Origin of the sequence: Dyella sp. C11, from assembly GCF_003121485.1 — a bacterium.
Lineage (GTDB): Bacteria > Pseudomonadota > Gammaproteobacteria > Xanthomonadales > Rhodanobacteraceae > Dyella.
On record NZ_QAVX01000014.1, the window covers coordinates 1 to 18,836 of the forward strand.

Genomic DNA, 18,836 nt, shown 5'->3' on the forward strand with positions numbered 1-18,836 from the left:
GGGTTGGGACGTGGGCGGCGGCGGAGGGGGCGGCGTTGGCATGGGTTGATCCTGCGCGAACACCGAAGCCGCCAGCATCATGGAGCTGGCAGTGACAAAAGCGAGTAGGGGAGTGCGGGATTTCATCGTCGTTACTCCATGCCAGAATGCGTGGCTCGTGGACGGATGTGCGCGATGGTGCAGTGAGAGATACAACGTCGCTGCTTTCCTTCGCGCTGTTTCGCAAGTTAACAAAAGACGGCTAAATGCCGCCTCAATAAAGGCATCGTGATCACGTGAAGTCATCGTTACCGTTGTCGGTTTCTTCATCTGGCTCCGACACTGCGTTGAGCTTGGTGCAGGCACAGCGCATCCATCTTGCAGCCCAGGGCTTGCTCAACAAGCCAGCGGCACGCGCGAAGGCAGCGGATGTCGTGGGCGCGATTGAACGCATGCGGCTGCTGCAAATCGACAGCATTCACGTGGTCGCGCGAAGTCCGTACCTGGTGTTGCATTCGCGCCTGGGCAACTACGATCCGCAATGGCTTGACGATGCGCTGGAAAAGGGCCGCATTGCCGAAAGCTGGGCGCACGAGGCGTGTTTCGTTCCGGCAGCGGATTTCGTGCTGCATCACGCCTGGCGCATGCAGCGATCCATGCATTGGGCGTACAAGCATGCCGATCGCATGCATCGCGAACATCGCGAAGGCATGGACATGCTGCTGTCGCGCATCCGCGACAACGGCGCCGCACGTGCCGCGGATTTCGAAAGCGAAACGCGAAGTGCGGGAGGCTGGTGGTCATGGAAACCGGAGAAGCGCTGGCTGGAAGCCTGGTTCGCGCTGGGCGAACTGATGGTGACGCGGCGCGAGCGTTTTCAGCGCGTCTACGATCTGGCCGAGCGAGTGCTCCAGAAACTCGATCCGCCGATGGATCGAGCACTGCTCGCGCTGGACCACGAATCGCTGCGTCGCCGCTTCATCCTGGATAGCGTGCGCGCTTTGGGCATAACGCAGGCCAGGTGGATCGCGGACTATTACCGGCTCAAGCCCTCGGTGACGGACAAGGAGCTTGCGCCGCTGGTGGCCACGGGCGAATTGATTTCGGTACAGGTCGCCGACTGGAGCGTGCCGGCATACGTGCATCGCGATCACGCAGCGTTGCTGGCACAGGCAACGGCAGGCAAGTTGCGCGCAACGCATACGACGTTGCTGTCGCCATTCGATCCGGTGGTGTGGGATCGCGCGCGTGCGCAGGCGCTGTTCGATTTCGAATACACCATCGAGTGCTATGTGCCCGCGCCGAAACGTCGTTACGGCTATTACGTGCTACCCATTCTTCATCGCGGGCGACTGGTGGGGCGGCTGGATGCCAAGGCACATCGACGCGAGGGCGTGTTCGAGATCAAGGCACTGTTTCTCGAACCCGGGCTGGAAGCCACGCCAAGCATGCTGGAAGACATTGCCAAGGCCATTCGCGCGTCAGCGCAATGGCATGGCAGGCCCACGGTGAAGCTGGCACGCAGCCGGCCGGCGCAGATTGCCGCCGGGCTGCGTGCGCTGCTGCGCTGAAACTCAGTGCGAACCGCTGCCGGCCGGGCTGACCGGCGCGCAGGACTTGCCTTGCAGCGTTTCACGCAGCTGCTTGGCGAGCGCCGTGCAGCGCGCGCCCAATTGAGGGCGAACATTGGGGTCCACCGAGTCCTGCAGCAGGCTGGTGCGCATGTCCTGGTAGCGTGACTGGATTTGATCGGGCGTGTACACCCCGGCAGCGGCGTGGCAGGACACATAGCTGGCCAGATAGTCATCGCAGGCCGGAATGCCGGTGCTGTTGGGCAGGGGTTTGCCACCGGACGTGGTCACCGTGCCGGTGCGGGCCTTGGTGGCGCCTGTCGCAGCAGTTCCTGAGCCGCCAGCGGTGGTGCGCGTTCCTTGCGCCGTGGCGGCGGTGCTGTGGGTGGTCGTGGTGGGTCGGGTGGTTTCCGGCTTGCTGGAGCAGCCGGCAAGCACAGTGGCGCCAACGATCAGGGAAAGGAGAACCAGGCGGGACTGACGACGACATTTCATGGGGATTCTCCGTGGGGCGGACGAGGTAGTCGGCCGAGTGAAAGGCATGGCCTCAAGAGTCGGGATGAAATGCGAAGATGGCGTGAAAATCAAACCCTGTTTGGTAAGGACTGACGGTTATTCATTCAGGTTTAAGCGCGATTTGTCATTCGCCTTGCGGTCGGAGAGCGGTTATCATCTCGGGACTGTGTTTGCTGGGGTCACCAGAGTTTTGTGACCCGATGCCGCTGATCTCGATCTAGCCTCATCGCCTCACCCCTAGGGTTTCCTTGCACACCAGTAAGCCGCCTGCGCATGTGGCGCGGGCTGAGTCTGTTCAATCCTATAAGGTGATTTACATGTCTGATCGTCAGATCGGTACCGTCAAGTGGTTCAACGATGCCAAGGGTTTCGGCTTCATCAGCCGTGACAACGGCCCGGACGTCTTCGTGCATTTCCGCGCGATCCAGGGCAACGGCTTCAAGAGCCTGGTCGAAGGCCAGAAGGTTTCCTTCAAGGTCGTGCAGGGCCAGAAGGGCCTGCAGGCTGACGAAGTGATCCCGCAGTAATTAGCGGTTTCAAACGCTGAAGAAAAAAGCCAGGCAGCAATGCCTGGCTTTTTTGTTTTATTCGCAAATGTCGTTGAAACGTGAAAATCAATTCACCGATTTAAAGCCATTCACTTGCATTAAGAAAATCCGTTATGCTGGATTCACTGTGGTTGCTCGGTCACGTGCGTGCCCGGTGCGCGATCCGCGAGGGTCCACATCGCTTCACCCCGATCCTGCATGCCCAGTAAGCCGTCGGCCAAAGGGGAGGCTGACTTGTCTCAGCATCGAGTTGATCGGAGTGAGTCATGTCGGATCGTGAAGTTGGCACTGTCAAATGGTTCAACGACGCCAAAGGCTTTGGCTTTATCAGTCGTGAGAGCGGCCCGGATGTTTTCGTGCATTTCCGCGCCATCAGCGGATCGGGATTCCGCAGCCTGAAGGAAGGCCAGAAAGTGAGCTTCAAGGTGGTGCAGGGGCAGAAGGGCCTGCAAGCCGACGAAGTGGCGCCTGCCTGAGTTCATTGGGGAAGAGATTCACTGCATGAAGAAAGGGCCGGCACACGCCGGCCTTTTCTTTGCGCGACTTTCTAGCCGCGCGCTAATTCGTTAGCCTCACCGACTTTCCTTCTCATGGCGCGACGAGAATGCCTGCTTCCGCTTCCATTCCCGCCACGCTGCCGCCGTGCGACGCATGGCCCGTGCTCGCCGCTGACGGCGCACGTGCAGAGGTGTTGCTGCAGCGGCCCGTGGGACAACCCCTGCAATTGATCTACTGGCTGCCGGCGCTAGGCGTAGCAGCCAGGCACTATCTGCCGTTGGCGCAGGCTATGGCCGCTCAGGGCGTGGCGGTGGCGATCCATGAGTGGCGGGGCATCGGTTCCAGCGACAGGCGTGCGAGTCGCCACGAAGACTGGGGTTATCGCGAATTGCTGGAAGGCGATCTGCCCGCCGGTATCGCCGTGGCGCGTGCACATGTACCCCGTGTCCCCATGTACTTTGGCGGCCACAGTTTGGGTGGCCAAATCGCGGCGTTGTACGCAAGCCTGCATCCGCGCGACGCAGCGGGTCTTTTGCTGGTGGCAAGCGGCGCGCCGTTCTGGAAGCAGTTTCCGCAGCGTGGCCTGTTGTGGCTGGCGTATGCCGCGGCACCCTGGCTGGCGCGGATGGTGGGCTATCTGCCCGGGCGAAAGATTGGCTTTGGTGGCAATGAAGCGCGGCAGTTGATCGATGACTGGGCGTGCACAGGTCGCACGGGTCGCTATGCCGCGGTGGGCATGGATGTCGATTTCGAAGCCACGCTGCATCAGCTGACGTTGCCTGCAATTGGTTTTCGCATGGAAAGCGACTGGCTTGTTCCGCCCGGTTCACTGTCATGGTTGCTGCAAAAAATGCCGCAAGCACCGCACGTGCAACAGGTGGTCACTGCCGCAGAACTGGGCATCGAAAAGGCCGATCATTTCAGCTGGATGAAAGCGCCTGACGCCGTTGCCATGCACATCGCGCAGTGGCTGAAGACGCAAGCTACCTGATCAGGTACTTGAACGTGGCGACTGGTGACGGCATGTGTGGCAGACACTTTTTCCGAAGGTGATTCCTTGAAACTCTTCACCCCCTTCGCGCAGCGCAGTGTGTCGCTCCGCAATCGCCTTGTTGTCGCGCCCATGTGCGAGTACTCCGCCACCGACGGCCTGCCCAACGACTGGCACTTAGTGCATCTGGGCAGTCGCGCCGTGGGCGGCGCCGGGCTTGTGATTACCGAAGCGACAGCGGTTTCGCCGGAAGGCCGCATTTCCCTCGGTGACGTTGGCCTGTGGAACGAGGCGCAGCAGATAGCGTGGCAACCCATCACGCATTTCATGAAGGCGCATGGTGCTGTCGTTGGCGTGCAGCTGGCGCATGCCGGTCGCAAGGCTAGCGTCATGGTGCCCTGGGAAGGCGGCGGTCCGTTGGCCGCTGACGCGGGCGCCTGGCAGACGGTGGCGCCCTCGGCGATTCCGTTCGACACGCATTGGCATGTACCCCAAGCGCTGGACAAGCAGGGCATTGCGAAGGTCGTGGCCGATTTCCGCGCCGCAGCCGAACGCGCGTTGGCAGCGGGTTTCCAGCTGATCGAACTGCATGGCGCACATGGTTATCTGCTGCACCAGTTCCTGTCGCCACTCAGCAACCATCGCACCGACGAATACGGTGGCAGCTTCGAAAACCGCACGCGCATCGTGCGCGAAGTGATCACCGCCGTGCGCGAGGTGTGGCCGGAACACTTGCCACTGTGGTTGCGTGTTTCCGCCACCGACTGGAGCGAAGGTGGCTGGGACGTGGAGCAGAGCGTGCAACTCGCCGGGATGGTGAAGTCGATGGGCGTCGACCTGGTGGATGTCTCCAGCGGCGGTCTGGTGCCGCATGTGAAAATTCCGCTTTCGCCGGGTTACCAAGTGCCGTTTGCGGCTCGACTGCGCCATGACGCTGGCGTTGCCACGGGCGCGGTGGGCCTCATCACCGAATCCACACACGCCGCGCGCATCATCGAAGAAGGTTCGGCCGACGTGGTGCTGATTGCCCGCGAAAGCCTGCGCGATCCGTATTTTCCGCGCCGCGCCGCGCAGGAACTGGGAATCACGATCACCGCGCCCGAGCAGTACCAGCGCGCCTGGTAAGGCAACGGCTCAAAGGAGAAACGATGGAACAGCAACCGATGGTGATCGATGGTCGCGTGCACGACCTCGGCGATGGCTTCAACGTACGCCGCCTGCTGCCTGTGCTGCAGGCACGGCACGTGGGGCCGTTCGTGTTCTTCGACTACATGGGGCCGGTGACGTTCCTCGATGACAAGGGCATGGACGTGCGCCCGCATCCGCACATCGGCCTTGCCACGGTCACCTGGCTGTTCGAGGGCGTGATTCGCCATCGCGACAGCCTGGGCAGCATCGCGGATATCCGTCCGGGCGAAGTGAACTGGATGACGTCCGGCAAGGGCATCGTGCATTCCGAGCGCACGCCGCCGGAAGCACGGGGCGGCGGTTTTCGCACGCATGGCATCCAGGTGTGGGTGGCGCTGCCCGAGAAGGACGCCGAGGTGGAACCGGAGTTTCATCATCACGGTGCCGACGAGCTGCCGAAGATCTCGTTGCCGGGCGTCGAGCTCGTGCTGATTGCGGGCACCGGTTACGGCAAGGAATCGCCGGTGAAAGTGTTCGCGCCGATGTTCTTCATCGAGGCCACGCTGGAAGAGGGCGCCGAGTTGCCGTGGCCGGAGCAGCATGTGGAGCGTGGCGTCTGCGTGGTCGACGGTGAAGTGGAATGGGATGGCGCCACCATCGTGCCGATGCACGCCGCTGTGCAGACAGGCGAGACGTCGCCGCCGCTGCGTGCAAAAACCAGGAGTCGCGTGATGTTGTTCGGCGGTGCGCCGCTGGATGGCGAACGCCACCTGTGGTGGAACTTCGTGGCCAGCACGCGTGAGCGTATCGAGCAGGCCAAGGCGGATTGGGCCGCGCAGCGCATGGGCAAGGTGGTCGGCGACGAGAAGGAGTTCATCCCGCTGCCTGTTTGAAACGCCCCATGTTGCATGCGCGCATGCATCGGCGAACGGTGCGGATTACCCTCAGCTTTAACGCTCAGGGTGATCCGCATGTCCCAGTACACCAGCTTTCATGACTTCTACCCGTTCTATTTGAACGAGCACAGCGATGTGAAATGTCGCCGTATGCACTTTGCGGGCAGCACGCTGGTGCTGGCGGTCGTCGTGCTGGCCATCGTGACGGGCAACGCCTGGTGGTTGCTGCTGGTGCCCGTCGCTGGTTATGGCTTTGCCTGGATCGGGCATTTCGTGTTCGAGAAGAACCGTCCGGCCACCTTCACCCATCCGCTCTACAGCCTGATGGGTGATTGGGTGATGTACTGGGACATTCTGCGGGGCAAGGTGAAGCTGTAACCGGCGTTGCAGGCCTTTCCTTGTAGGAGCGCACTTGTGCGCGACCGAGGTGCGGCAATGTTCTGCGGTCGCGCACAAGTGCGCTCCTACAGGGATCATCCGATCGCTCAGCGATACTGCTGGTGACAGGACTGGCAGGTCTCGCCGATGGGCTTCATGACCGCCGCCAGGGCCGCACAATCCGCTGGCGCCGCTGCCAGCGCTGCCTGGGTCTTCTCCCGCAGCCTGGTTTCCTCGTCCTTGAACGGTTGATCCACGCCCGGGAAGGCCTCACTTAGGTCGCTCTGCGTCTCCAGCAGGCGGGTCAGGTGCTGCTGCGATTGCGTGGCATCGCATTTTTGCGCCTTCACGGCTGCGCTCAATGCACCGGCATGGTGTGCCATGGTGGTCATCACGGTATGCGAGTACGGCTCGCGGTCGTGCAGGGCGTTCATGGCGAACACGGTGCCGATGATGCCGATGACCAGGCCAAGCACGATCAGAAGGGCAGAACGCATGCGTTGAAACTCCCTGTGGGCGCGGAAGAACCGCAAGCATAGCGGGGCGCCTGCAGCGAAGGGCAGTTCTCGATAAAATGCAGAATGTTCAAGGTGTTGTCATGGTTCCAGTGATGCATAGCGAAAAAGCCGCCACTGTGGTGGAAGAAGAAGTCGCGCAAGCCGGCGTCGCGTTTCCGCGCGAACGGTTTGCCGGTGTGGAGCGCTTGTATGGCGTGGGTAGTCTCGATCGTCTGATGCAGGCGCATGTGTGCGTCATCGGCATCGGCGGCGTGGGCTCATGGGCAGCGGAAGCGCTCGCACGCAGCGGCGTGGGGCACCTCACGCTGATCGATGCCGACGAGATCTGCGTGTCCAACACCAACCGCCAGCTGCACGCGCTGGATGGGCACTTCGGCAAGTCCAAGGTCAAGGTGATCGAAGAGCGCCTGCGCGCGATCAACCCGGCCATCAAGGTAGATGCCATCGAACGCTTTCTCACCACCTCGACGCTGGACGAGTTGCTCGACCGTGGCTATGACGTGGTGCTCGATGCGTGCGATGCGTTCCGCGTGAAGCTGGAAGCCATCGCGTGGTGTCGTCGCCGCAAGCTGCCGATGGTGACGGTGGGCTCGGCCGGCGGTCGTACCGACCCCACGCAGATTCGCATACGCGATCTTTCGCGTACCGAGCACGATGCGATGTTCAGCCTGATCCGCAAGAAGCTCAGGCAGGATTTCAACTTCCCGAAGAACCCGGATCGCTATTTCGGTGTGTCGGCGGTGTATTCGCTGCAGAACGTGCAGTACCCGCAGCCGGACGGCAGCGTGTGCGGCACGCGTCCGCCGGTGGCCAACGGTACGGAAGCACTCAACCTTGCATGCGGCGGTGGCCTGGGTGCCGCCACGCACGTCACGGGCGCGTTTGCCTTTGCGGCGGTGGGCCGGGTGATGGAACGCCTGCTTGAAAGCAAGAAGTGAGTGATGGCAAGTGAGAAGTGAGGGAAGGGCGATGGCTCGCCTTCCCTCAACTCACGTTTCTTTCCCATCACAAGGGTCTTGTTACCAGCCCATGTAGTGGCCGCCGTTGATCGACAGGTTCGCACCCGTGATCCAGCCGGCTTCTTCACCCGTGAGGAACGCCACGGCGTGGGCGATTTCTTCCGGCTTGCCCAGGCGACCCACCGGAATCTGCGCCACGATTTTCTCGCGCACGTCTTCGGGCACGGCCATCACCATGTCGGTGCCCACATAGCCCGGCGACACCGTGTTCACCGTGATGCCGAACTTGGCGTTTTCCTGTGCCAGCGAAATGGTGAAACCGTGCATGCCGGCCTTGGCGGCGGCGTAGTTGGCCTGGCCGTACTGGCCCTTCTGGCCGTTGATGGAGCTGATCTGCACGATGCGGCCCCACTTGTGGTGACGCATGCCTTCGATCACCGGGCGGGTGACGTTGAAGCAGGCGTTGAGGTTCGTGTTCACCACTTCCATCCACTGCGGATAGGTCATCTTGTGGAAGGTGGTGTCGCGCGTGATGCCGGCATTGTTGACCAGGATTTCCACCGGCCCCATCGCGCCTTCGATGATGCGCACCATCGCTTCGCAGGAATCGGGATCTTTCACGTCGCCTGGCACCAGCATCACTTCGATGCCTTCCTTCGCCATGGCTTCCTTCATGGCTTCGGCCTTCGACTGGTCGCGGTAGTTGGTGGCGACCCGATGCCCCTGGCGCGCGAGGTAGCGAATGATCGCGGTACCGATACCGCCTGTGCCGCCAGTGACCAATGCCGTGCGTTGCGTCATGCCTGTTCTCCAGAAAGTGCCAGTGTCCAATCTACCCGGATCGTGGAGCCGGGACTGCGCCATGTCTACCACGTCGAACATGGCAAAACGTCTACGGAGAGTACGCCGACTTGACGACCTGTTGGTGGCCGTCACATGAAGGGGTGTAGCCGTTTAAGCCGCCGCCCGTTCGCTGCAGTGCGGCAGACGCTCCGGTCTGAAGTAGGACAACGCATGGGCAAGCAGGTTCGCCGGATCACGCGCCAAAGGTGAGGCGGGAAGGTCGAGGAACTCCAGCGCCCGCCGCAATGAGGGCAGCGGATCGGTGGGATCTACCGGATGGGCCCGCTCGGACTTGGACAGCTTGCGGCCCTCGCCATCCAGCGCAAGGGGCAGGTGCAGGTAACCCGGTGTGGGCAGTCCGAGGCAGCGCTGCAGGAAGATCTGCCGTGCCGTGGAGTCCAGCAGGTCGTTGCCGCGCACCACCTGCGTAATGCCCTGAAAGGCGTCGTCGACCACGCAAGCCAGCTGGTAGGCGTAATAGCCTTCCACGCGGCGTATGACGAAGTCCCCGGCCGCCAGACGCAGGTTCTGCGTCTGCGGGCCCTGCAGCACGTCGTCGAAGGTGAGTTCGATGTCCGGCACGCGCAGGCGCCAGGCCGGCGCACGTCCCTCGGCGGGAGGCGCCAGGCATTGGCCATCCAGATGCAGGCCGCCGGCCAGGTCGTTGCGGCTGCACCAGCAGGGAAACACCAGGTCCGCGGCCTTGAGCTGCTCGAACGCCACGTCGTAGGCCGCGATACGCCGGGATTGGAATAGCGGTGGCGCATCGACGACCAGGCCGAAGGCGGGCAGTGCCGCCAGGATGCTTTCCGCGGAGCCGGGCATTTCCCGCGGCGGATCGATGTCCTCCACGCGCAACAGCCACTCGCCCCCGGCGTGTCGGGCGCACAGCCAGCTGCCGACCGCGGCCACGAGGGAACCGAAATGCAGATGGCCGGTCGGAGATGGGGCGAAACGTCCGCGGTAATTCATCGGGCCATTTTAAGGGCGGTGTGCGCCTTGTCAGGAAGGGCCATCGAGGTGTTCCCTGACGCGCGGATGAAACGTCGGTCGGCCAAACACCGATTCCCGACTCATGGCCCTTGAAACCGCAAGAATTCGCCACGATCCTTTCACAGCGGCCAAAGCCGCATCCCCTTTCATGACTGCCCGAGAGACAGCCATGCGTCGCATCGCATTGTTCCTGCTTACCAATATCGCCGTCCTGTTCCTGCTGAGCATCGTGTGCCATTTGCTGCACATCGATCAGTGGTCCGCCGCCCGTGGTTACGGCGGCATGGGCAACCTGCTGGCCTACGCTGCCGTGATCGGCATGGGTGGCGCCTTCATTTCGCTGGCCATGTCCAAGTGGACGGCCAAGATGTCCACCGGCGCCCGCGTCATCGATCAGCCGCAGAACGAAGCCGAGCGCTGGCTGGTGGAAACCGTGCGTCGCCATGCACAGAACGCCGGCATCGGCATGCCCGAGGTGGCCATCTACGACGCGCCCGAAATGAACGCGTTCGCCACCGGCATGACCAGGAACAGCTCGCTGGTGGCGGTAAGCACCGGTCTGCTGCAGCAGATGGATCGCGAGCAGGTCTCCGCCGTGCTGGGCCACGAGATCGGCCACGTCGCCAATGGCGACATGGTGACGCTCACCCTGATCCAGGGCGTGCTCAACACGCTGGTGATCGTGGCGGCCCGCGTCGTGGGCCGACTGGTCGACAGCTGGCTGTCCGGCGGCCGCGACCGCGAGGGCGGTGGCGGCATCGGCTACTTCATCTCGGTGATGGTGCTGCAGCTGGTGTTCGGCCTGTTCGCCTCGATGATCGTGATGGCCTTCTCGCGCTGGCGCGAATTCCGCGCCGATGCGGCCGGTGCCAAGCTGGCGGGCCGTGGCTCGATGATTTCCGCCCTGCAGCGCCTGCAGGTGCAGCACGGCGAAAGCACGCTGCCGCAGACCATCGCCGCCTTCGGCATCTCCGGCCACCTCGCCACGGGTTTCAAGCGCCTGTTCATGAGCCATCCGCCGCTGGAAGAGCGCATCGCCGCCCTGCAGAGTGCCTCGAACAACGCCTGATCTTCACCCGCTCCCCGCGTGGGGGCGGTTAACCTCAGGGGCCGACTTGTCGGCCCCTTTGTTTGCTCCCTTTCCGCCTGACCTTTGCATGAGTCTTTCCGCATGACGAACGCCGCGCCTGAAACCCGCAAATTCGAAGCTGAAGTCGCCCAGGTGCTGCACCTGGTTACGCACTCGCTGTATTCGCACAAGGAAATCTTCCTGCGCGAATTGATCTCCAACGCCTCCGACGCCTGCGACAAGCTGCGTTTCGAATCCATTGCCAACCCCGAGCTGCTCTCCGGCGACGGCGAGTTGCAGATCCATGTGAGCTGGGAACCGGAGGCACGCACGCTGACGGTGCGCGACAACGGCATCGGCATGAGCCGCGATGAAGTGGTGGCCAACATCGGCACCATCGCCAGCTCCGGTACACGCCGTTTCCTGGAAGCCATGAGCGCGGAACAGAAAACCGACGCGCGCCTCATCGGGCAGTTCGGTGTGGGTTTTTATTCCGCCTTCGTGGTGGCGGATCGCGTCACGGTGCTCAGTCGTCGCGCCGATCTGCCGGCCAGCGACGGCGTGAAGTGGGACAGCGACGGCAAGGGCGAGTACAGCCTCGCGCAGGTCGATCTGCCCGAACGTGGCACGGCGGTGATCCTGCATCTGAAGGCGGACGAGGATGAGTTCCTGAAGGGCTGGGAGCTGCGCTCGCTGATCCGCAAATACTCCGATCACGTGGCATTCCCCATCCGCATGCCGAAGGAAGTCGACGGCAAGCCGGGCGACGAATGGGAAACGGTGAACGACGCCTCCGCGCTGTGGACCAAACCACGCAACGAGATTTCCGACGAGGACTACCAGAGCTTCTACAAGTCGCTGGGCCACGACTTCAACGATGCGCTGGCCTGGACGCACAACCGCGTCGAAGGCAGCCAGAGCTTCACCACGCTGCTCTACATTCCCGAACAACCGCCGTTCGACCTGATGATGGGCGGGCGCGACGAGCGCAAGGGCCTGAAGCTCTACATCAAGCGCGTCTTCATCATGGATGCGGCGGAAGAACTGTTGCCGAACTACCTGCGTTTCGTGCGCGGCGTGGTGGATGCCGACGATCTGCCGCTCAACGTGAGCCGCGAGATCCTCCAGCACAATCGCCAGCTCGAGCGCATCCGCGCGGCCTGCGTGAAGCGCGTGCTGGATTTGCTGGAAAGGCTCGCGCGCGACGAACCCGAGAAGTTCGCCACGTTCTACAAGGCGTTCGGCAACACGCTGAAGGAAGGCATCGCCGAAGACGCCGCCAATCGCGAACGCATCGCCAAGCTGCTGCGTTTTGCGTCCACCAAGGGCGATGGTGCCGCGCAGACGGTGTCGCTCGACGACTACATCGGCCGCATGGCGATTGGCCAGGAAAACATCTGGTACATCACCGCCGACAGCTTCACCGCGGCCATGGGCAGCCCGCAGCTGGAAGCGTTCAAGGCCAAGGGCATCGAAGTGCTGTTGATGTTCGACCGCATCGACGAGTGGATGCTCAACAGCTTGAACGAATACGCCGGCAAGAAGCTCCGCAACGTGGCGAAGGGCGAGCTGCCGCTGGATGACGCAGGCAAGAAGCACCAGGAAGAGGCCAGCAAGGCTGCCGAGCCGTTGATCCACAAGCTCAAGGAGCTGCTGGGCGATCGCGTGGGCGATGTACGCGTATCCGCACGACTCACCGATTCGCCGTCATGCCTGGCGTTGTCCGATTACGAGATGGCCCCGCATCTGGCGCGTCTGCTGCGCGAAGCAGGCCACGACGTTCCCGAGGCGAAGCCCACGCTGGAAGTGAACCCGCAGCATCCGTTGCTCAAGCGCGTGGAAGGCGAGAGCGATACGGTGAAGGCTGGTGATCTGGCGAACCTGTTGCTGGATCAGGCGGAGATTGCGGCGGGCGCGCAGTTGCCGGACCCGGCCGCGTTCGTGCAGCGCTTGAATCGCCTGATCGTCGGGTAAAGGTTCCCGGATCTTCTCCCTCTCCCCTTCGGGGAGAGGGCCGGGGCATTGCCACCTTTACGGTGGTGAGGGGGCCAACCTGGTCCCACCGTTTCGACGGTTAGCGTCAAGTAGACAAACGTCCATCGATCACGCCGCGCCTCTAGACCTGGCTACCAACCCACGGCCGCTATACTGCGGCCGTTTCGTTTTCCAGGAAGCCCATGAGCGCGTTGTTGCTGCTATTCACCTGCCTGCTGCTCGGCGCACTCGTCGCGCGTTTCGCCAAACCGCCGGCGGGCATCGTTCATGGCATCAACTGGTGGGTGATCAATATCGCGTTGCCGGCGCTGGTGCTCGCGCTGGTGCCCAAAGTGAAAGTGGACGCGCAGCTGTGGTTTCCCGTGGTGTCCATGTGGGTGGTGTTCTTCGGCGCGTGGGTGGTGTTCGCACTGCTCGGCAAGGCGTTGGGTTGGTCGCGCGAACGCGTGGGTGCGCTGACCTTGGTGTGCGGCCTGGGCAACACCTCGTTCATGGGCTATCCCATGATGCAGGCCCTGCACGGCAAGGAAGGGCTGACGCTCGCCGTGGTATCCGATCAGCTGGGCTGCTTCCCGTTGCTCTCGTCGGCCGGCGTGGCCGTGGCGTCGTTCTATGCCGGCCGTTCGCCGCAACCCGCGGTGATTGCGCGACGCATCCTTACTTTCCCCTCGTTCCTGGCCCTGGTGCTGGCCGCCATCGTGGGCGCCCTGGGTGGCTGGCCGCCCATGCTTGATGGCGTATTCACGCCTATCGGTGCCACGCTGACGCCACTCGCACTGTTCTCCGTGGGTTTGCAGTTCAAGTTTCACCTGGGCGAACGGCAGCTGCCGGCGTTGTTGATGGGTCTGGGCTGGAAGCTGGCGCTCGCGCCGCTCGCGGCATGGACGCTTGGCGTGGCGGCAGGCGTGGGTGGTCTCACCTTGACGGTGGGCGTGTTGCAGGCGGCCATGGCACCGATGATTTCCGCCGCGATTCTGGCGGATGAATACAAGCTCGAACCGACGCTGGCCAACACCATCCTGGGTGCTGGCATCGTGCTGTCGCTGATCACCATTCCGCTCGGGAATCTGTTGCTGGGCGGTTGAGGAGACGACGATGGATCTCGCTGCGCATCTGCTGGACCTGGAAACGCTGCTGCATCAGCAAGAGGTGCGCGCCAACGAGGCGGTACTGCGACGGTTGATCGCGGAAGACTTCTTCGAGTTTGGTGTATCCGGCACGGTGTGGACGCGGGATGCGGTGATCGACGCGCTGCGCGACGAATCGTTTTCACCGCGAAAGATCGAGGATTTCCGTCTCACCCTGCTCGCCGACGACGTGGCGCTGGTGACGTATCGCGGTCATCGCTTCGCCACGCCGCAACGGCCCGCAGCGGATTCGTTGCGCAGCTCCATCTGGACGTTGCGCGAGGGCCAGTGGCAGATGCAGTTTCATCAAGGCACCGTGCTTTGAATTATCCCGGCATCCCTCTGTAGGAGCGCACTTGTGCGCGCCCCGCCCTTGGCGAGCGCTCACCGAATCAGGCGCGGACCGGCTTTTGAATCCACAGGCATGACGAAAACCGCAGCGTGGCGGTCGCGCACAAGTGCGCTCCTGCAGGGGCGGTGTTGCGCGACAATGGGGCATGTCTTTCGAATCTTCCTCGCAGGCACCGGTGCGTGCCGACGTGTGGCTCTGGGCCGCGCGCTTCTTCAAGACCCGCAGCCTGGCCAAGCAGGCCATCGATGGCGGCAAGATCGACCTCAACGACGGCACCTGCAAGCCCGCCAAGTCTGTCCAGGTGGGCGACGTGTTCCGCATCAGCCGGGGCGAGGAACGCCTGGAGGTAGAGGTGATGGCGCTGTCCGAAAAACGCGGCCCCGCCAGCGCGGCACAGGCGCTTTATCGCGAAAGCGAAGCCAGCATGGCGGCCCGTGAAGCCGCGAAGGCCCAGCGTAAGTTATTGGGCGCCATGGCCCCGCCGGGGCGTCCGGACAAGCAGGCACGTCGAGAATTGCGACGCCTTAAGGATTCCATGTGAGTCACCCATCTCAGAACGCGTAGCGGATCTGCGCAAGCATGTCTTCCACGGAAAGCCGCGCGGGCGCTCGGTTTTCCCCAGATCTTGAAGTGGGAGGACGACATGGCGGGTATGGGATTCCTGAAGCGGTTGCTTGGGGGTACGACGCCGGGGCAGGCGGACCAGACGTGGCGCAAGACCACGCAGGGTGCACGGGTACTGGTGGTGGACGATTCGGCGACCATCCGGGCTGTGCTGGGCCGCATGCTGGAAGTGGACGGCTACGAAGTGGCCCGCGCCGCCGATGGCGAAAGCGCACTGGAGATGGCCCGCGCCGAGCCGCCCGACATGATCTTTCTCGATATCGTGTTGCCAGGCATGAACGGCTTCGCCGTGCTGCGCGCCTTGCGCCACGACCCGGCCACCCAGCACGTGCCCATCGTGATGATCAGTGGCAACCAGCAGGCCACCGAACAGTTCTACGTGCAGCGCTTTGGTGCGGATGACTTCATCAGCAAGCCGTTCGGCCAGGCCGAAGTGGCGCGCAGCATCGATCGCCTGGTGGGCTTTGGTCGATTGTCTGCACGCGAAGCGGCCAAGGTCGTTACGTTGCCCGTATCGGTGCCCGTGGAGACCATTCCCGCGATGCTTGCCAATGCCACGGACGAACCCGTGGTGGAGACGGTCCCCGAACTCGCTGCCTGACGCGGCTATTCCTTCCGCAGAAAACAAAGGGCGACGTCTCGTTCGAGACGCCACCCCTCATTTTGCCCAGCGTGGGCAAACCTGAGGCTGGCGATGGCTGGCTTGGTAGTCACTCTACGGTGCTGCCGTCATTGAGTGAATTCGATTGTTTCGATGCAATACATAGTCCGTGCCTATGGATTGGCAGCACGAACCTTCACGCAGGCGCGACCGTGCGCGGCCCACGATGCCCGCCTGTTGACAGGTGCGGAGGCAGCGTCGTGGCAGAGAGCATCCAGGAAGGCGATATGGTTTTCGTGGCCGATGGCGAAGACGGCATCGGTTCGGTGCGCCGGATTCTTTCGGGCGGCAGTTCGCTGGTGGTCTATATCGAGAACGGCGGCGATTTCGACATACCGGCCAGCGCCGTGCGTACGGTGCACTCGGGCAAGGTGATGCTGGATCTCGACCACCTGCCGACACCGGTGCTCGAAGCGATCGGGAACGCGCGAAAGTCCGAGTATCCGCACTGACGTTCCGTCGTTTTGCGGCACCCGCGAATGGCCCGGAACGCTTAAAAACAAACGCCCCGCCAAAAGTGCGGGGCGTTTGCTTCATGGGCTTGTAAGGTCAGGCGAGCGATTTGAGTCGATAGAGCGCTTCCAGTGCGTCGCGCGGCGACATCGTGTCGGGATCGATATCTTCCAGGGCGCGCTCCACCACCGATGGCGCGGCGGCGAACAAGCCCATCTGCGGGGATTCCACGGCCGGCGTCTTGGTGCCGGCTGCCGACGCGTGCTGGTACATGCCGCGCTCCAGCTCCGCGAGCGTGCGACGCGCATCGGCGATGACCGACCTGGGCAGGCCCGCCAGCGCGGCCACCTGCAGACCAAAACTTCGGTTGGCTGGGCCTTCCTTGACGGCGTGCATGAACACGAGCTGCTCGCCGTATTCCACGGCGTCCAGATGCACGTTGGCGATGGTGGCGTATTCGTTGGCCAGCTCGGTGAGTTCGAAATAGTGCGTGGCGAACAACGTGTACGAACGGCTGCTGGCCGCCAGGTGCACGGCAGCGGCGCGTGCCAGCGCAAGACCGTCGTACGTGCTGGTGCCGCGGCCCACTTCGTCCATCAGCACCAGGCTGTGTTCGGTGGCGTTGTGCAGGATGTTCGCCGTCTCACTCATTTCCACCATGAAGGTGGACTGGCCGCGCGACAGGTCGTCACCGGCGCCGATACGCGTGAACACGCGATCGATCGGTCCGATCACCGCGCGCGATGCCGGCACATAGCTGCCGATATGCGCCAGCAGCACGATCAACGCGTTCTGGCGCATGTAAGTGGATTTACCACCCATGTTCGGACCGGTGATCACCAGCATGCGGCGGGCGTCGTCCAGCATCAGGTCGTTCGGTTCGAAGGGTTCGTCGCGCACTTTTTCGACGACGGGATGACGGCCACGCTCGATGGCGATGCCGGGTTCGTCGGTGAGTTCCGGTGCGCTCCAGTCCAGCGTCACGGCGCGCTCGGCGAGCGTGGACATCACGTCCAGCTCGGCCATGGCCATCGCTGCGCTCTTGAGCGGTTCGAGCTGTTCGGTGAGCGTGTCGAGCAGTGCCTCGTACAGTGCGCGCTCGCGCATCAGCGAGCGTTCCTTCGCGGACAGCACCTTGTCTTCGAAGGTTTTCAGTTCTTCGGTGATGTACCGCTCGGCGTTCTTGGTGGTCTGGCGTCGCGTGTAGTGCGTGGGCGCCTTGTCTGCCTGACCCTTGCTGATCTCGATGTAGTAACCGTGCACGCGGTTGTAGCCCACCTTGAGCGTGCTGATGCCGCTCGCGGCCTTTTCGCGTTCTTCCAGCTCAACCAGGTATTGGTCGGCATGCGTGGCGAGCCGGCGCAGTTCGTCCAGTTCGGCGTCGTAGCCGTCGGCAATCACGCCGCCGTCGCGCTGAAGCACCGGCGGTTGTTCCACGACGGCCTGCTGAAGCAGGGCAGCGGTGCCGGCGTGGTCGCCGATGCGTTCCACCAGCGCGTGCAGCAGCGGGCTGTCGAGCGTGGCGATCAGCGCACGCAGCGACGGCGCGGCGGCGAGGCCATCGCGCAGTGTCGACAGATCGCGCGGACGCGCCGAACGCAACGCCACGCGCGCAAGGATGCGTTCCAGGTCGCCGATGCTGCGCAGCTGTTCGCGCAAAGGTTCGTGCTGGCGATGGTCGATCAGCGTGCCAATGGCCTGGTGGCGTCCGCGCAACAGGTCGCGCGAACGCAGCGGGCGATTGAGCCAGCGGCGCATCAGGCGTGCGCCCATGGGCGTCACTGTTTCATCGAGCACGCCAAGCAAGGTGTGTTCGGTGCGGCCGCTCGGGTGCGTGTCCAGTTCCAGGTTGCGGCGCGTGGCGGCATCCAGCGCGATGGTGTCGTTCGCGCTTTCCACGGCCATGCCGGAAATATGTGGCAACGCGCTCTTCTGCGTTTCTTCCACGTATCCGAGCAGGCAGCCTGCGGCAGCGATGGCGAGCGGCATGCGGTCCACGCCGAAGCCATCGAGGCCACGCGTGCCGAAGAAGCGGTTGAGTTCGCGCTTGGCGGCATCGCCATCGAAATGCCACGGTGGACGACGGCGAAGGCCGGGCAGCGTGCTGACGAATTTCGGCCACGCGACGTCGTCGCCAACCAGCGTTTCCGCCGGTTGCAGGCGTGCCAGTTCGGAGGCCAGCGCTTCAGCGCTGGGCACTTCGCTCAACAGGAAGCGGCCGCTTGCCAGGTCGACCCACGCCAGGCCGTAAGCGCCCTGGGCGCCGGCCGAGATCGACACCAGCAGGTTGTCGCGTCGTTCTTCCAGCAGGGCGGCGTCGGTGACCGTGCCCGGCGTGACGATGCGCACCACCTTGCGTTCGACTGGGCCCTTCGATGTGGCCGGGTCGCCGATCTGCTCGCAGATGGCGACCGATTCGCCCAGGCGAACCAGGCGCGCCAGATAGTTCTCGGCTGCGTGATACGGCACACCCGCCATGGGAATGGGCTGGCCGGCCGACTGGCCGCGCTGGGTCAGCGTGATGTCCAGCAACCGGGCCGCCTTGCGCGCGTCGTCGTAGAACAACTCGTAAAAGTCGCCCATGCGGAAAAACAGCAGCACGTCCGGATGCTCTGCCTTGTGAGCCAGGTACTGGCGCATGAAGGGGGTATGGGTTTCGAAATCCTGGGTGGCCATAACGTGCTGTTCTATCGGGCCAAACGAAGACATCCGGCCGTGGCGGGAGGGCAGTGTGCGC

20 protein-coding genes are annotated in these 18,836 nt (G+C 63.2%); 15 read left to right on the forward strand and 5 right to left on the reverse strand.

Annotated elements, in window-relative coordinates:
* The first annotated feature begins 335 nt into the window (after positions 1 to 335).
* Positions 336 to 1,550 carry a crosslink repair DNA glycosylase YcaQ family protein gene (locus DK366_RS13575; RefSeq protein WP_343125627.1) on the forward strand — a complete coding sequence of 405 codons (1,215 nt, stop codon included), beginning with the start codon at positions 336 to 338 and terminating at the stop codon, positions 1,548 to 1,550.
* Between the two features lie 3 nt (positions 1,551 to 1,553).
* Here the strand turns inward: DK366_RS13575 and DK366_RS13580 are convergent, their stop codons facing one another.
* On the reverse strand, positions 1,554 to 2,045 hold the full coding sequence (locus DK366_RS13580) for a hypothetical protein (RefSeq protein ID WP_109126100.1): 492 nt from the start codon (positions 2,043 to 2,045) through the stop codon (positions 1,554 to 1,556).
* A 338-nt stretch (positions 2,046 to 2,383) separates the two neighbouring features.
* Here DK366_RS13580 and DK366_RS13590 point away from each other — a divergent pair, with 338 nt between their 5' ends.
* The 6 genes from DK366_RS13590 to DK366_RS13615 all read left to right on the forward strand — a co-directional run bounded on the left by DK366_RS13590 (position 2,384) and on the right by DK366_RS13615 (position 6,505).
* The gene (locus DK366_RS13590; RefSeq protein ID WP_019465667.1) at positions 2,384 to 2,593 is read left to right on the forward strand and encodes a cold-shock protein; all 210 of its coding nucleotides are present in this window, start codon (positions 2,384 to 2,386) and stop codon (positions 2,591 to 2,593) included.
* 287 nt (positions 2,594 to 2,880) lie between these two features.
* Entirely contained in the window at positions 2,881 to 3,090 is a 210-nt protein-coding gene (locus DK366_RS13595; protein WP_019465668.1) for a cold-shock protein, read from the forward strand.
* 128 nt (positions 3,091 to 3,218) lie between these two features.
* Entirely contained in the window at positions 3,219 to 4,103 is an 885-nt protein-coding gene (locus DK366_RS13600; protein WP_109126102.1) for an alpha/beta fold hydrolase, read from the forward strand.
* Positions 4,104 to 4,169: 66 nt separating this feature from the next.
* Positions 4,170 to 5,228, forward strand: a complete 1,059-nt coding sequence (locus DK366_RS13605) for an NADH:flavin oxidoreductase/NADH oxidase (RefSeq protein ID WP_109126206.1) — start codon at positions 4,170 to 4,172, stop codon at positions 5,226 to 5,228.
* A 23-nt stretch (positions 5,229 to 5,251) separates the two neighbouring features.
* On the forward strand, positions 5,252 to 6,124 hold the full coding sequence (locus DK366_RS13610) for a pirin family protein (protein WP_109126103.1): 873 nt from the start codon (positions 5,252 to 5,254) through the stop codon (positions 6,122 to 6,124).
* Between the two features lie 78 nt (positions 6,125 to 6,202).
* Complete coding sequence (locus DK366_RS13615) at positions 6,203 to 6,505, forward strand: DUF962 domain-containing protein (protein ID WP_109126104.1); 303 nt, start codon at positions 6,203 to 6,205, stop codon at positions 6,503 to 6,505.
* A gap of 107 nt (positions 6,506 to 6,612) precedes the next feature.
* Here the strand turns inward: DK366_RS13615 and DK366_RS13620 are convergent, their stop codons facing one another.
* Positions 6,613 to 7,002: a cytochrome c gene (locus tag DK366_RS13620; protein ID WP_109126105.1), complete on the reverse strand. Its 390-nt coding sequence runs from the start codon at positions 7,000 to 7,002 to the stop codon at positions 6,613 to 6,615.
* 113 nt (positions 7,003 to 7,115) lie between these two features.
* Here DK366_RS13620 and DK366_RS13625 point away from each other — a divergent pair, with 113 nt between their 5' ends.
* The gene (locus tag DK366_RS13625) at positions 7,116 to 7,961 is read left to right on the forward strand and encodes a tRNA threonylcarbamoyladenosine dehydratase (RefSeq protein ID WP_232821043.1); all 846 of its coding nucleotides are present in this window, start codon (positions 7,116 to 7,118) and stop codon (positions 7,959 to 7,961) included.
* A gap of 81 nt (positions 7,962 to 8,042) precedes the next feature.
* On the opposite strand, the gene phbB is transcribed toward DK366_RS13625, so the two are convergent.
* Both phbB and gluQRS read right to left on the reverse strand, forming a co-directional pair.
* A complete protein-coding gene (gene phbB / locus DK366_RS13630; RefSeq protein ID WP_109126106.1) occupies positions 8,043 to 8,783 on the reverse strand; it encodes an acetoacetyl-CoA reductase in 741 nt (246 codons plus the stop codon).
* 153 nt (positions 8,784 to 8,936) lie between these two features.
* Positions 8,937 to 9,797 (reverse strand): tRNA glutamyl-Q(34) synthetase GluQRS, encoded by an 861-nt coding sequence (gluQRS, locus tag DK366_RS13635; RefSeq protein ID WP_109126107.1) that lies wholly within the window; start codon positions 9,795 to 9,797, stop codon positions 8,937 to 8,939.
* Positions 9,798 to 9,987: 190 nt separating this feature from the next.
* On the opposite strand from gluQRS, the gene htpX reads away from it, so the two are divergent.
* The 7 genes from htpX (at position 9,988) to DK366_RS13670 (ending at position 16,098) form a co-directional block, all read left to right on the forward strand.
* Positions 9,988 to 10,887 carry a protease HtpX gene (gene htpX / locus DK366_RS13640; RefSeq protein WP_109126108.1) on the forward strand — a complete coding sequence of 300 codons (900 nt, stop codon included), beginning with the start codon at positions 9,988 to 9,990 and terminating at the stop codon, positions 10,885 to 10,887.
* Between the two features lie 102 nt (positions 10,888 to 10,989).
* Positions 10,990 to 12,861 carry a molecular chaperone HtpG gene (gene htpG / locus DK366_RS13645; RefSeq protein WP_109126109.1) on the forward strand — a complete coding sequence of 624 codons (1,872 nt, stop codon included), beginning with the start codon at positions 10,990 to 10,992 and terminating at the stop codon, positions 12,859 to 12,861.
* Positions 12,862 to 13,064: 203 nt separating this feature from the next.
* Positions 13,065 to 13,967, forward strand: coding sequence for an AEC family transporter (locus DK366_RS13650; RefSeq protein ID WP_198651559.1), 903 nt, complete (start codon positions 13,065 to 13,067; stop codon positions 13,965 to 13,967).
* A gap of 10 nt (positions 13,968 to 13,977) precedes the next feature.
* Complete coding sequence (locus DK366_RS13655) at positions 13,978 to 14,334, forward strand: DUF4440 domain-containing protein (protein ID WP_109126110.1); 357 nt, start codon at positions 13,978 to 13,980, stop codon at positions 14,332 to 14,334.
* Between the two features lie 172 nt (positions 14,335 to 14,506).
* Positions 14,507 to 14,902 (forward strand): RNA-binding S4 domain-containing protein, encoded by a 396-nt coding sequence (locus DK366_RS13660; protein WP_109126111.1) that lies wholly within the window; start codon positions 14,507 to 14,509, stop codon positions 14,900 to 14,902.
* A gap of 102 nt (positions 14,903 to 15,004) precedes the next feature.
* Positions 15,005 to 15,586 carry a response regulator gene (locus tag DK366_RS13665; protein ID WP_109126209.1) on the forward strand — a complete coding sequence of 194 codons (582 nt, stop codon included), beginning with the start codon at positions 15,005 to 15,007 and terminating at the stop codon, positions 15,584 to 15,586.
* A 287-nt stretch (positions 15,587 to 15,873) separates the two neighbouring features.
* Positions 15,874 to 16,098, forward strand: a complete 225-nt coding sequence (locus tag DK366_RS13670) for a hypothetical protein (protein ID WP_232821054.1) — start codon at positions 15,874 to 15,876, stop codon at positions 16,096 to 16,098.
* A 97-nt stretch (positions 16,099 to 16,195) separates the two neighbouring features.
* Here the strand turns inward: DK366_RS13670 and mutS are convergent, their stop codons facing one another.
* Positions 16,196 to 18,775, reverse strand: coding sequence for a DNA mismatch repair protein MutS (gene mutS / locus DK366_RS13675; protein ID WP_232821044.1), 2,580 nt, complete (start codon positions 18,773 to 18,775; stop codon positions 16,196 to 16,198).
* Between the last annotated feature and the right edge of the window lie 61 nt (positions 18,776 to 18,836).

Coding starts and splice junctions, on each gene's coding strand:
- DK366_RS13580 (WP_109126100.1), bottom strand. CDS start 2,045: ATGAAATGTCGTCGTCAGTCCCGCCTGGTTCTCCTTTCCCTGATCGTT.
- DK366_RS13590 (WP_019465667.1), top strand. CDS start 2,384: ATGTCTGATCGTCAGATCGGTACCGTCAAGTGGTTCAACGATGCCAAG.
- DK366_RS13595 (WP_019465668.1), top strand. CDS start 2,881: ATGTCGGATCGTGAAGTTGGCACTGTCAAATGGTTCAACGACGCCAAA.
- DK366_RS13600 (WP_109126102.1), top strand. CDS start 3,219: ATGCCTGCTTCCGCTTCCATTCCCGCCACGCTGCCGCCGTGCGACGCA.
- DK366_RS13610 (WP_109126103.1), top strand. CDS start 5,252: ATGGAACAGCAACCGATGGTGATCGATGGTCGCGTGCACGACCTCGGC.
- DK366_RS13615 (WP_109126104.1), top strand. CDS start 6,203: ATGTCCCAGTACACCAGCTTTCATGACTTCTACCCGTTCTATTTGAAC.
- DK366_RS13620 (WP_109126105.1), bottom strand. CDS start 7,002: ATGCGTTCTGCCCTTCTGATCGTGCTTGGCCTGGTCATCGGCATCATC.
- DK366_RS13625 (WP_232821043.1), top strand. CDS start 7,116: ATGCATAGCGAAAAAGCCGCCACTGTGGTGGAAGAAGAAGTCGCGCAA.
- phbB (WP_109126106.1), bottom strand. CDS start 8,783: ATGACGCAACGCACGGCATTGGTCACTGGCGGCACAGGCGGTATCGGT.
- gluQRS (WP_109126107.1), bottom strand. CDS start 9,797: ATGAATTACCGCGGACGTTTCGCCCCATCTCCGACCGGCCATCTGCAT.
- htpX (WP_109126108.1), top strand. CDS start 9,988: ATGCGTCGCATCGCATTGTTCCTGCTTACCAATATCGCCGTCCTGTTC.
- htpG (WP_109126109.1), top strand. CDS start 10,990: ATGACGAACGCCGCGCCTGAAACCCGCAAATTCGAAGCTGAAGTCGCC.
- DK366_RS13650 (WP_198651559.1), top strand. CDS start 13,065: ATGAGCGCGTTGTTGCTGCTATTCACCTGCCTGCTGCTCGGCGCACTC.
- DK366_RS13655 (WP_109126110.1), top strand. CDS start 13,978: ATGGATCTCGCTGCGCATCTGCTGGACCTGGAAACGCTGCTGCATCAG.
- DK366_RS13660 (WP_109126111.1), top strand. CDS start 14,507: ATGTCTTTCGAATCTTCCTCGCAGGCACCGGTGCGTGCCGACGTGTGG.
- DK366_RS13665 (WP_109126209.1), top strand. CDS start 15,005: ATGGCGGGTATGGGATTCCTGAAGCGGTTGCTTGGGGGTACGACGCCG.
- DK366_RS13670 (WP_232821054.1), top strand. CDS start 15,874: ATGGTTTTCGTGGCCGATGGCGAAGACGGCATCGGTTCGGTGCGCCGG.
- mutS (WP_232821044.1), bottom strand. CDS start 18,775: ATGGCCACCCAGGATTTCGAAACCCATACCCCCTTCATGCGCCAGTAC.